Annotated in this window: 8 protein-coding genes; all 8 read left to right on the top strand. The window is 65.4% G+C overall.

Annotation, left to right across the window (positions count from 1 at the left end):
- Nucleotides 1–48 precede the first annotated feature (48 nt).
- Nucleotides 49–1,242, top strand: a complete 1,194-nt coding sequence (locus A2G96_RS09330; protein ID WP_062798631.1) for an acetyl-CoA C-acyltransferase — start codon at nt 49–51, stop codon at nt 1,240–1,242.
- A gap of 119 nt (nt 1,243–1,361) precedes the next feature.
- The gene (locus tag A2G96_RS09325; RefSeq protein ID WP_062798629.1) at nt 1,362–2,345 is read left to right on the top strand and encodes a Bug family tripartite tricarboxylate transporter substrate binding protein; all 984 of its coding nucleotides are present in this window, start codon (nt 1,362–1,364) and stop codon (nt 2,343–2,345) included.
- A gap of 74 nt (nt 2,346–2,419) precedes the next feature.
- Complete coding sequence (locus A2G96_RS09320) at nt 2,420–3,754, top strand: MFS transporter (protein WP_062798627.1); 1,335 nt, start codon at nt 2,420–2,422, stop codon at nt 3,752–3,754.
- Nucleotides 3,755–3,793: 39 nt separating this feature from the next.
- Nucleotides 3,794–4,558: an SDR family NAD(P)-dependent oxidoreductase gene (locus tag A2G96_RS09315; RefSeq protein ID WP_224081570.1), complete on the top strand. Its 765-nt coding sequence runs from the start codon at nt 3,794–3,796 to the stop codon at nt 4,556–4,558.
- Nucleotides 4,555–6,042 carry an aldehyde dehydrogenase family protein gene (locus tag A2G96_RS09310; RefSeq protein ID WP_062798623.1) on the top strand — a complete coding sequence of 496 codons (1,488 nt, stop codon included), beginning with the start codon at nt 4,555–4,557 and terminating at the stop codon, nt 6,040–6,042. The genes A2G96_RS09315 and A2G96_RS09310 overlap by 4 nt, the downstream gene beginning before the upstream one ends.
- A 727-nt stretch (nt 6,043–6,769) precedes the next feature.
- On the top strand, nt 6,770–8,440 hold the full coding sequence (locus tag A2G96_RS09305) for a phage integrase family protein (protein WP_062798621.1): 1,671 nt from the start codon (nt 6,770–6,772) through the stop codon (nt 8,438–8,440).
- A 5-nt stretch (nt 8,441–8,445) separates the two neighbouring features.
- A complete protein-coding gene (locus A2G96_RS09300) occupies nt 8,446–11,430 on the top strand; it encodes a Tn3 family transposase (protein WP_062798619.1) in 2,985 nt (994 codons plus the stop codon).
- Nucleotides 11,431–11,646: 216 nt separating this feature from the next.
- A complete protein-coding gene (locus A2G96_RS09295) occupies nt 11,647–12,168 on the top strand; it encodes a phage tail protein (RefSeq protein WP_062798616.1) in 522 nt (173 codons plus the stop codon).
- Nucleotides 12,169–12,405: the final 237 nt, after the last annotated feature.

Here is a 12,405-nt window from a genome sequence, read left to right as displayed (position 1 = left end):
TGGTTCGTATATTGAAGTTAATATGACCGACAGCAAAGGAGCAAGGAATTGGATGCCTTTATTGTGGACGCCGTGCGTTCCCCGCGCGGACAGGCACGCGCAACCGGTGCGCTGGCCGGCGTCAAGCCCGTACACCTGCTCGCGCAGATGTACGAGGCGCTGGCCGCGCGCACTGGCATTGACACCGGCGCGGTGGAGGATGCGGTGATCGGATGCGTGTCGCAGTCCGGCGAGCAAGGGTCGAATATCGGCAAGATCGCTGCGCTGTACGCGGGGTGGAACCCGTCGATGTCCGGGGCGACCATCAACCGCTTCTGCAGTTCCGGCCTGTCGGCCGTCAGCCTTGCGGCCTTGCAGGCTGGTGCGGCTGAGGGGCTTGCCGTCGGTGGTGGCGTGGAGATGATGTCGCGCGTGCCGATGTTCAGCGACAACGGCGCGTGGCGCAACGACCCCGAAATTGCCGAAGCCACGCATTTCATGTCGCCCGGCATCGGGGCGGACCTCGTGGCGACGCGGTACGGCTTCAGCCGCGAGGCTTGTGACGACTACGCCGTGTTGTCGCAGCAGCGCGCGGCGGCCGCCCGGGAGGCAGGGCGTTTCACCGCCTCCATTGTGCCGGTGCGCGACATGGCCGGTGAAATCCTGCTGAAGCATGACGAGACCATCCGGGCCGGCACCACTGTCGCGAAGCTCGCATCCATGGAACCGGCCTTCGCCGCCGAGGGCGAAGCGGGCGGCGATGCCCGGCTACTGCGCCACTTCCCGGAACTCGACGTAATCCGCCACGTTCATCACGCCGGCAACTCGCCGTGCATGGCCGATGGCGCGGCGCTCGTGCTCGTGGCATCCGGCAATGCACTGCAACGCCACGGTTTGCGGCCGCGCGCACGTATCGCGGCGGTAGCGGACGCCTGCGTGCCATTCGTGCAGACCGGCGCGGTGGAGGCCACGCAGAAGGCGCTGCAGCGCGCCGGGCTGAACCTGGCGGATATCGACCTGTTCGAGGTCCGTGACTCGTTTGCCGGCGTCACGCTGCATTTCATCGATACGCTCGGCATCGATATCGAGCGGTTCAACGTCAACGGCAGTTCGATTGCGCTTGGCCATCCGATGGGCGCCACCGGCGCCATGCTCGTTAGCACTGCACTGGACGAACTCGAGCGCATCGACGGGCGGTACGCGGTGGTGGCCATTCCCGGCGCTGCCGGCGTTGCCGTGGCGATGGTGATCGAGCGTACCTGAGCAGAAGGCGGAGTCCTGTTACGCCGCCTATAAGGTTCATCTATTGAAGCAATAAAGGTCGCAAGCAATGGGTGACGCGCTGGCGACTGACAAAATAAGCGTACTCGCAGGAGACAACTATGAAGCGCCCCTATGCCGCCTTGCGCGTTGCCGCGCTGGGCCTGGCTGCCTTTGCTGCCGCCGCCGTACCGGCGTACTCGCACGCCGCGCCGCCGTGGCCAAGTCGCCCGATCACCGTGATCGTGCCGTTCCCGCCCGGGCCCGTGGATGCCAATGTGCGCATCCTGACCACGAAGGTGTCGGCCATCCTGGGTCAGCCGCTGGTGCTGGAGAACCGTCCGGGCGCGGGTCAGCGAATCGGTGGCGCGGCGCTCGCACGCGCGCCGCGCGACGGCTACACCATCGGCGTCATCACGCAGGCCGGCGCAGTGGTTGCCCCCGTGCTGGACGCGACCGCCCAGTACGACGTCCGCAAGGATTTCACCTATCTGACGATGGGCTACGAGTCGCCGTTCATTGTCACGACGCCGGCGTCCAGCGGCATTCGGACCCTGCGCCAGCTGGTGGACCAGGCCAAGGCAAAGCCCGGTGCTTACAAGTTCGGATCGACCGGCGCCGGCACGGCCTTCCATATCTGGGGCGAGGCGTTCAACAGCACGGCAGGGATCAAGCTGCTGCATGTGCCCTACAAGGGCGAGTCTCCGCTGCTGCAGGACCTGGTCGGCGGGCAGGTCGACATGGCCTTCTCTTCGCCGACCGTGCGCAACCTGGTGGAGTCGGGCAAGCTGGTGGCGCTCGCCACTACAGGCGATACGCGCGCACCCCAGTTCCCCGATGTGCCTACCGTGCGTGAGCAGGGCGTGCCATTCAGCGCCGTGTCGTGGCTTGGCTTCGGTGCGCCGGCGGGAATCCCCGATGCGATACGCGACAGGCTCGTCGCGGCATTCCATGAAGCCATGCGCGATCCGCAGGTGCAGGCCACCTTCCTGGCCAACGGCCTGCAATTGCAACCGACTAGCCCGGAGCAATTCCGCCAGCAGGTGAACAGTGAGACGGCACGCCTGAAGAAGATGGTGACCTCGCTGGGCATCAGACTGGAGTAAGCGCTTTTGCCGGCGTTCCCGTGCCGGCCCTTCCATTCCCGCGGCCCTCACTGCGGCCCAGTCCGGAGCACACCATGAATCAACCCACCACGCTCGCCGGCGTCCATTCCGGCGGCGAGCTGGCTCACAGTCGTCTCAACGCCGAACACTACCGCGTGCTCGGCCTTTCCACGCTGGGCGGCGCGCTCGAGTTCTACGAATTCATCATTTTCATCTTCCTTGCGCCGATGCTGAGCGCGGTGATGTTCCCGCCCGAGGTGCCGGCGTGGCTCAGCCAGCTCCAGACGCTGGGCATTTTCGCCGCCGGCTACCTGGTGCGGCCGCTTGGCGGGCTGGTGCTGTCCGTCCTAGGCGACAAGCTGGGCCGCAAGCGCATGTTCGGCGTGACGCTGATCCTGATGGCCGCGCCCACGCTCTGCATCGGCCTGCTGCCAACCTATGCTCAGGCCGGCGCCGTGGCGCCGCTGTTGCTGCTGTTGTGCCGGCTGTGCCAGGGCATGGCCATGGGCGGTGAGTTCCCGACCGCCATCACCTTCATCGCCGAACACGTGCCGGAACGCCGGCTCGGCTTTTCGATCGGCACGCTCGGTGCGGCGTTCACGCTGGGCACCATCCTTGGCATCTTCGCAGTCATGGGAACGGGCGCCTTGTTCGACAAGTCGCAGATGGCCAGCGTGGGCTGGCGGCTGCCGTTCATCGCGGGCGGCGTGTTCGGGCTGATGTCGGCCTGGCTGCGCCGCCACGTCAAGGAGACGCCGGTCTTCGAGGAGATGCGCCGGCGCAAGGACGCTTCCGAGGTCATGCCGCTGCGCACGCTGTTCCGCCGCCAGCCGCGCGAAGTCCTGATCTGCCTGGCCGCCAGCGCCACGACGGCCGGCGTTTTGTCCGCGGCGCTGCTCTTTCCGGTGACGTACCTGCAGGTGGAACTAGGCTTCTCGCGCGAGGTGGTCCATCACGCGCAATTGTGGATGACGCTCGCGCTCCTGGCGGGCACGCTCGTCGGCGGCGCTCTGCTGGACCGCTTCGGCTGGGTGCCGGTGATCACGCTGTTCGCGCTTGGCACGGCGGTCGGCATCTACTGGGCGTTTGCCGCGCCCGATCCCCAGACCTTGCCCTACGCCTGGGCCATGGTGGGCTTCGGCGCGGGTTTCACGACCATGATGCACAACATCCTGGTGCGCAGTTTTACGCCCGAAGTCCGCGTGACCGGCATCGCGCTGACCTACAACCTGTCTCAGGCAGTACTGGGCGGCCTGTTGCCGGTTCTAATGGGATCGGTCGTGCATTTCTGGCCGATGGGGCTAGTCTGGATTCCCACGGCCTTCATCGTTCTGGCCATTTTCGTGACGCCGTTGTCGCTGCGCTACCGCAAGCCCATGCATAGCTGTGGACATGGCCTGACCGGCTGACCGGCGACGCCTGATTCCTTTTCTACCAAGGAGATGTCGATGGATGGATTTACCTTGCTGCCCCCGCGCGGCACACGTGTCGTCGTCGTGGGCGGCTGTGGCGGCATTGGCCGCGCCGTGGTGGCACAGGCCGTGGAAAGCGGCCTGCGCGTCGCCGTGCTCGACCTGCCGCGGTCGATGGCGCTGTTCCCGCCGCCGGACGGCACGCTCGCGGTCGGCTGTGACGCCATGGACGAGCAGAGCGTGGCCGCTGCCTTCGAGACGGTGTCGCGCGAATTCGGCGGGCTTGACGCGGTCATCAACCTGGTCGGTTTCACCAAGGAGCGGATGCGTCTTGACGACATGCCCCTGGCCGAATGGCAGGAGATCACGAGCGGCACGCTGACCAGCGCGTTCCTGGTGAGCCGCGCCGCACTGCCGTTGCTGCGGGCTGCCGGCGGCGGGGCCTTGGTCCATACCGCGTCCACCTTCGGCGTCGCCGTGTCGCTGCCCGGCTATGGGCCGTACGCCGCATCCAAGGCCGGCGTGATCAACCTGGTCCGTGCGCTGGCCACGGAATGCGGGCCCGACATCCGCGTCAACGCCGTGGCGCCCGGAATCGTGCAGACCGCCTTCCTGCAGGGCGGCACCGGGCGGCCGGAGAAGCAGGAGCGGATTGATGCCGACGCCGTCACGCGCATGCTGCCCATGCGGCGGATCGCGCAGCCGGACGAAATGGTCGGCACGTTCCTGTTCCTGATCGGGCCGGGCTCGGCCTACATCACGTCGCAGACCATCCATGTGAACGGAGGCCTGTGGTCATGAGCTTCCCGATTCCCGCCGATACCACGAGCTTCATCGACGGCGACTTCGTGTCGCCGGGTGCCGCCACCACGCTGCCTATCATCAATCCCGCCGACGAGCAGGTGGTCAGCCTGCTGCACGAGGCCGATGCCGGGGAAGTGGAGCGCGCCGTAGCCGCCGCCCGCGACGCGTTCCTGCACGGCCCCTGGCCCCGCATGGCGCCGGCTGCACGCAGGGAGGTGTTCGCCCGCATCATTGACCTAGTCGGCCGCAATCTGGACGAACTGGCTTGGTTGGAGACCGCCAACACCGGCCAGACGCTGCACTATGCCCGCCAGTACCAACTGCCGCGCATTCTTGGCAGCTTCCGCTTCTATGCCGAATGGCTCGGCCAGGCGACTGAACTGGCCACGCAGGACGGCGAAGCCACGCTGCGCTATGTGCTGCGCGAGCCGCTGGGCGTGGTCGCGCTGATTTCGCCATCCAATGCGCCCACCGCCCTTGCTTCGACGAAGATCGCGGCGGCACTCGCTTTCGGCAATACGTGCGTGGTGAAGACCTCGGAGCAGACGCCGCTGGCGCTGGCCAGGCTCATGGCGCTGCTGACCGAAGCCGGCGTGCCGCCAGGCGTGGTGAACCTCGTCAACGGACGCGGCCACGTCACCGGGGACGCGCTGGTGCGGCATCCCGATGTGCGAGGCATCTCCTTTACCGGTGGCACCGCCACGGCTCGCCGCATCGCTGCCATTGCAGGCGAAGGGCTCAAGCGCGTGGACCTGGAGCTTGGCGGCAAGTCGGCGAACATCATCATGCCGAGCGCCGACCTGGAGCGTGCCGTGGACGCCGCACTGCTGGCCATCTTTACCAACAACGGACAGCAGTGCTTCGCCGGTTCCCGCATCGTATTGCACCGGGACATCGCAGACGCCTTCATCGACCGCTTCGTGGCGCGCACCGAGCGCATCCGCGTGGGGCATCCGCTCGAGCCGTCGAGCGACAACGGGCCGCTGGCCTTCCGCGCCAGCTATGAGCGCGTGCAGTCCTATGTCGATATTGCGCGTGCCGACGGCTGCAAGCTGCTGGCCGGTGGCACACGCGCACCAGGCTTCGAGCGCGGCTACTACTTCCGGCCCACCGCGGTGCTGGCGCCGTCCAACGCCGCGCGCGTCTGCCAGGAGGAAGTCTTCGGGCCATTCGCCGCGCTGCTGGTGGTGGATTCGCTCGACGAAGCAATCACGGTCGCGAATGATTCGCGCTATGGGCTGGTTTCCTACCTGTGGACCGGTGAACTGTCGGAGGCCATGGATGGAACACGTCGCATCCAGGCTGGCAATGTGCTCGTCAACACGCCAATGCTCTCGCTCGACCCACGTCTTCCGTTCGGTGGCTACAAGGAGTCAGGTGTCGGGCGTGAGGGCGCGCTGCCGTCACGGCATTTCTATACAGAGGAGAAGACGGTAACGGTGGCACTGACGCCGCCGGCCTTGTCGAGGCTCGGGGTCTAGGTCGCGCTTGCCCCGCCGCTCGCGCGGCGGGGCGCATCCGGCATCTCCGGCGTCAGAAGAGATACCGGGTGCCCAGATTGGCCATGAGCGTGCGCAGGAAGGTCATGAGTTCCGGCTGCTCGCCAGCGCTTCCCATGATGCTTGTCGCCCGCCGGAGCGCAGGTATCCAGCGCGTGAGCTTTCGTTTCTAGATCCGTTTCGAGGGTTGGCCGCAATTCGCGAACAATCCGCCAAATCTCCACATCTCCACATCTCCGCGCGGTAATCTTTCTGCGACGTTCGGTCGTGGTCAGCCCCTTCTGCTCGTAGGCCCGACCCAGGCAATGCACCATCTGGATTCGCAGATTGGTCGAGGTCTGCTCAAGCGGCAGGTACTCGTTGACGTATCGCTACTGGAAGGTAGACGTGACGGTTTCCCAGGCACTCAGCCGCATGCGGCGCTTCTCGATCAGCTGGATCAGCGAGTTGAACGTCTTCTGCCCTTTCGACAGCGTGGATCGGTTGTAATCGTACGTGAAACGAAGGCTGTGCGCATTCTAGCGGATGAGCAGCGGATAGGAACCGCGTTGCGCAGGTTCATAACTTGGATATCCAACATATCGATAACCGCTCTTAGCGATATAGAGACGTTTTTCTGGCAAACTGCAGTCTTGCGATTTGCGCCTCACCTGCGGCACGCCGCTTGACCACCGTCAGTCAGGACTTATCGCGCTCCAATCGACGCTCGATGCCAGACTCTCCCATCCCACCCGATTTCCCCGACGCCGCCTCTTTGGCGGCCCTGCGCGCCTGGTACGCGGGCGCGTCGTCGCGTCAGGCGGTCGCACGCTATTGCCCCGACGCGCTGGGCGCGGGCCGGTCGGCGCGTGGCGTGCTCGGGGATATCCGCCGCCAGCTCGTCGAGTTCGCGCGGCGGCGGCGGCGCGAGGATTTTGCTGCACTGTTCTGCTGTCACGCGGCCGATCGGGCCAGCCACGCCAAGGGTGTCGCCCGCGCGCTCGAAACGTTGCGGTCGCTGCCTCTTCCCGAGCCGCAGATCAGCGATTCGGTTGATTGGTGGCTGTCCCCACGCGCGGTCACCGCGCTACGCGCCCATGGCATCCGCACGCTCGCCGACCTGACGGTGCGCATCCCGCGCCGGCGCCGTTGGTGGGCCGCCATCGATGGGCTAGGCGCCCGCAGCGCCCGGCCCATCGAGGCCTTCTTCGCGGCGCACCCGAAGCTCACCGAACGGGCGCGCGCCCTGGTCACGGTGGCACCGCCCGATCCGGTCGTGCCCTGGGAGCAAATCCGGTTGCCGCATGAGATAGATGGATCACATGGAGCCTTTCGGGCCCCGCGCCAGATGTGCACGCTCGACGCCAACAATGACTATGAGGCCATCGGGGCCTGGCTGGCCTTGCACGAGTCGACCGAGACCGAACGTGCCTACCGCAAGGAGGCGGAGCGCCTGCTCTTGTGGGCCATCCTCGAGCGCGGCAAGGCGCTGTCCTCGCTGACCACGGAAGACGCGTCGACTTACCGCGCCTTCCTGCGCCGGCCCACGCCGCACCACCGCTGGGTCGCGCCGGCACGGCCGCGCTCGTTGCCGGAATGGCGCCCCTTTACTGGCGCCTTGTCGCCACGCTCGATCGCCTATGCCTTGTCCGTGCTCGGGGGCATGTTCCGCTGGCTAATCCAGCAGCGCTACGTGCTGGTGAATCCTTTTGCCGGACTGAAAGTGCGCGGTGGCCAGCGGGCGGCCGGCCTGGACGCCTCCCGCGCCTTCTCGGCAGGCGAGTGGGAACTGGTGCGGACCATCGCCGACGGGCTTGAATGGTCCCATGGCTGGACGGAGCCGGCCGCGCAGCGACTGCGGTTCCTGCTGGACTTCGGGTACGCTACCGGCCTGCGTGCCGGTGAACTGGTGGGCGTGACGCTTGGCGGCATCGAGATCGGCGCGCGCGGCGAGCGCTGGCTGCATTTGGTCGGCAAAGGTGCCAAGCCCGGCAAGGTCGCGCTACCGTCTCTGGCGCGCCACGCGCTCGATCAATACTTGGTCCAACGCGGACTGCCGGTAACGCCCTCGCACTGGCAGCCGGACACGCCCCTACTCGCCAATCTGGACAGCGCCGCGGCCATCACCACGCCGCGTCTGCGCGACGTGTTTCGCCGCTTCTTTCTGCTGGCTGCCGACTTCATCCAGGGCGACCATCCGGCGCTGGCGGACAAGCTGCGGCGCGCCACACCCCACTGGGTGAGGCACACCCATGCCACACATGCCCTGGCCCGCGGCGCAACCCTGACAACGGTGCGTGACAATCTGCGGCACGCCTCCATCACCACCACCTCGATCTACCTGCACGATGACGAGGTACAGCGCACGCGCCAGCTGGAGCAGGCCTTCGGCCGTAGATAGAGATCATGCCGCCGATCCACGAGACCGCCTATCCGGTGCTGCCGGCCGAGCCCACCGTTGTGGAACTGCAGGCAGCGTTCACGCCGACCGCGGCCGAGATCCGCTTTGCGCGCAGCCAGGCGCGCCGGGCCTCAACATCGGTGCTGATTCTCGTGCAGCTCAAATTGCTGCAGCGCCTTGGCTATTTTCCGATGCTGACCGAGGTGCCGGCCGCGGTGATCGAGCACGTACGGGCAGCTCTGCGGGCGCGGGCGTTGTCGCGCAGCGTGGTAACACGCTACGATGTCTCGGGCACGCGCGCTCGACATCAGAAGTTGCTGCGCGCCTATGTTGGCATCCGGCAGGTGGACGCCAACGCGCAGAAATGGCTGGAGTCGCAGGCAGCCGATGCCGCGCGGACCAAGGCCGAACTGCCGGACATCATCAACGTGCTGCTCGAGGAACTGATCCGAGGGCGGTACGAATTGCCACCGCTGGCAGGCCTGCAGCGGATGGCGGCACAGGCCCGGGCCCGGTTTAACGAAGCGATCTACCGCGCCATCACGGGGGCGCTCGATGACTCGCTGAAAGCTCGGATCGAGGCGCTGTTTGACGGCCAGACCGGCAAGTCCGGCTGGGACCAGCTCAAGCGCGAGCCCAAGCGCCCGGCCACGCGCGAGATCGCGAGCTTCCTGAAGCATATTCACGGTCTGCGGAAACTGGCCGATGGCCTGCCGCCAGCACCGCCCACGCTCTCGGTCGCCAAGCATACGCAATTGGTCACGGAGGCGCGGGCGCTGGACATTACCAAGTTGCGCGGGCTCAAGCCCGCCAAGCGCTACACGCTGGCGGTGCTCTTCATTCAGGCGCAACTGCAGAAGGCGCTCGATGATGTGGCAGAGATCTTCATCAAGGTGATGCGCAAGCTCGAATCCCTCGCCAGGACCCGGCTGCAGCAATATCAGCTTGCGCACGCCGACGCGCTGGAGAGCTTGGTCGGCCAGTTCCGCGACGTGCTGCAGGTTCTGCAGGACGATGGCATCGCCGACATTTTTCGGCTGCAGAAGGTGCGTGAAGTGCTCGGCAACGACGCCGCCGGGGCGCTCGCGCGCTGCAATGAGCATATTGCCTACGCCGGCAACTTTGACCCGCCGTTCATGCTGGCGCCATATCGCCAGCAGCGCGCCTTGCTGTTTCAGTGCGTAGAGGCGCTGCCGCTGCGCTCCAGTTCCCAGGACAAGACGATCCTGGTGGCACTGGCCTGGATGCAGGGCTATCGAACCTCGCACCGCGAGTATCTGCAACTCACCGAGGCGGAATTCGCCAACCTGCCTCTCGACCGGCTTCCCGACAAATGGAACAAAGCCATCTTCCCGGACGGCCGGAATTCGCGGCTTCTGCATCGCCGGTACTTTGAGTTGTGCGTGTTCCACCAGTTGATGCAGGCACTGAACTCCGGCGACCTGTACGTCGAAGGCAGCGATCGCTTTGACGATTTCCGCGTCCATCAGGTCTCGCAAGAGGAGTTTCTGCGGGAGGTGCCGCGCTACTGTGACATCGTGGGCCTGCCGTCTGATGGCAAGAGCTTCGTCAAGACACTGCGGGACAAACTCAGCGCCGCGCTCGACGAGGTGGACGCGAACTTCCCTGCGAACGACAGCATCGAGTTCGGCGAACAGGGCCTGATCATCCACAAGCCCGGCAAGGAGCCGGAACCGCCCAACAAGACGCTGATCGACCAGGCCATCACGGCATCGATGCCGCAGATCAGTATCCTGGATGTGCTGACCGAAACCGAGCAATGGTTGGACCTGCACAAGCTCTTTGGGCCGCTGTCCGGCTTCGATGCCAAGCTCGATGAGCCGCGCAAGCGCTTCATCAGCACGCTGTTCTGCTACGGCTGCAACTTGGGGCCCAGCCAGACGGCCCGCTCGGTCAAGGGGCTGAGCCGCAAGCAGATCGCCTGGCTGAACCTGCATCACGTCACCGAAGAGCGGCTCGACAAGGCGATTGTGAAGGTCATCAACGCCTACAACCAGTTCGCGCTACCGAAATACTGGGGCAGCGGCAAGCGCGTGTCCGCGGACGGCACCAAGTGGAGCCTGTATGAGCAGAACCTGCTATCGGAGTACCACATTCGCTATGGCGGGTACGGCGGGATCGGCTACTATCACGTGTCCGACATGTACATCGCACTCTTCAGCAACTTCATTCCGTGCGGCGTGCATGAGGCCGTGTACATCCTGGACGGGATGATCCGCAATGGCTCCGACATCCAGCCCGACACCATTCATGGCGACACCCAGGCGCAAAGCGGGCCAGTGTTTGGTCTGTCCTACTTGCTGGGCATCAACCTGATGCCGCGCATGCGCAATATCAAAGGGCTCGTGCTGTTCAAGGCGGACCGCCGCCGCAAATACGCTCACATCGAGTCCCTTTGCCGCCATTCCACCGACTGGAATCTCATTCAGCGCCACTATCCCGACATGTTGCGGGTGGCGGTCTCAATCAAAGCTGGGACAATGACGCCGTCAACCATCCTGCGGCGGCTGGGCTCAGCAAGTGCCAAGAACAAGCTGTACTTTGCATTCCGCGAACTCGGCCGCGTCGTCCGCACGCTGTTCCTGCTGAAGTACCTGAACGAGCCAGAGCTGCGTCGCACGATTCACGCGGCGACGAACAAGAGCGAGCAGTTCAATGACTTCGCCCAGTGGCTGATGTTCGGCGGGGACGGTACCATCGCCGAAAACGTGCGGCACGAGCAGCGCAAGGTCATCAAGTACAACCATCTCGTCGCCAACATGGTCATCCTCTACAACGTCCAGTGGATGTCGCGCAAGCTCAAGGAATTGCAGGAGAAGGGGCATCCCGTCGATGCCGAGATACTGAGGGTGCTTTCCCCTTACCGGCGCGAGCATATCAATCGGCTTGGGGACTACCTGCTGGACCTCCAGAGGCGCGCTCCGCCACTCGATCCAACGATTGATTTTCTATTCAAATCAGCCGCTTAGCGGAGATGTGGCGGATTTTTTACGAATAGCGGCCGACCCTCAACCCGCCCGGCAAGAACGCCTTTGCGGCCGGCACCATCGGTATGAGCGGCGGCACCCAGCCACATAGCAACCAGATGCCGACGCTGTCGCTGAACTACATCATCGCCACGGATGGCATCTATCCGTCGCAAAGCTGAGCACCGGGCGCAAGCCAACCTGGACAACGGAGGCCATATGTCAGACCAGTACCTGGGAGAAATCCGCATCTTTGGCTGCGCCTACCCGCCGGCCGGCTGGGCCGCGTGCGACGGCCAGCTGCTGGCGATCCAGCAAAACTCGGCGCTGTTCTCGCTGCTCGGCACCCAGTACGGCGGCAACGGTACCACCAACTTCGCCCTCCCCGACCTGCGCGGCCGCGCCGTGACCGGGCCGGTCGACAACCAGCCGGGCAATCCGCAGGGCACGGCCACGGTCACGCTCACCGCGGCGGAAATGCCCGCGCACAACCACCTCGTATACGGCGATACCGCGCGCGCGGTATCCACCGAGGCCAGCGCCAGGCTGCCCGCCCGCTTCATGGCGCCCAACAACCAGAGCTGCATCCCCGTCAACGCGTCGCCGGCACCCGTCATGACCACGTTGTCGCCGCAGGCCGTGGGCACGGCCGGCGCCAGTCAGCCGCACGAGAACATGCAGCCGTGCACGGCGCTGATGTATTGCATCGCGCTGACCGGCGAGTATCCGCCGCGTCCGTAGGCCGTCGCTGCCGGCCGCCCTTATCCCGATGAGCCCTAATCCCGATGAGTAATGGCGACCGGCATGGCGCGATCCTATATTGCCCCAGCAGCATGCAGGTGTGGCGCAACGCGCCACGCGACATCGCTGCACGGAGCGCGGGCCACAGCAACGACTCAGCCGCCAACCGCGTTTCCGTTCCGCATCCCGATCAATAAGGCGGCACATCGTTGCAGGGGTGAATGCCGTTCCCGTTGC

This window comes from Cupriavidus nantongensis (assembly GCF_001598055.1).
Classification (GTDB): domain Bacteria; phylum Pseudomonadota; class Gammaproteobacteria; order Burkholderiales; family Burkholderiaceae; genus Cupriavidus; species Cupriavidus nantongensis.
Note: the sequence above shows the minus strand (reverse complement) of the source record. Positions and strands in the feature narration are given on the sequence as shown.

Coding starts and splice junctions, on each gene's coding strand:
- A2G96_RS09325 (WP_062798629.1), top strand. CDS start 1,362: ATGAAGCGCCCCTATGCCGCCTTGCGCGTTGCCGCGCTGGGCCTGGCT.
- A2G96_RS09320 (WP_062798627.1), top strand. CDS start 2,420: ATGAATCAACCCACCACGCTCGCCGGCGTCCATTCCGGCGGCGAGCTG.
- A2G96_RS09315 (WP_224081570.1), top strand. CDS start 3,794: ATGGATGGATTTACCTTGCTGCCCCCGCGCGGCACACGTGTCGTCGTC.
- A2G96_RS09310 (WP_062798623.1), top strand. CDS start 4,555: ATGAGCTTCCCGATTCCCGCCGATACCACGAGCTTCATCGACGGCGAC.
- A2G96_RS09305 (WP_062798621.1), top strand. CDS start 6,770: ATGCCAGACTCTCCCATCCCACCCGATTTCCCCGACGCCGCCTCTTTG.
- A2G96_RS09300 (WP_062798619.1), top strand. CDS start 8,446: ATGCCGCCGATCCACGAGACCGCCTATCCGGTGCTGCCGGCCGAGCCC.
- A2G96_RS09295 (WP_062798616.1), top strand. CDS start 11,647: ATGTCAGACCAGTACCTGGGAGAAATCCGCATCTTTGGCTGCGCCTAC.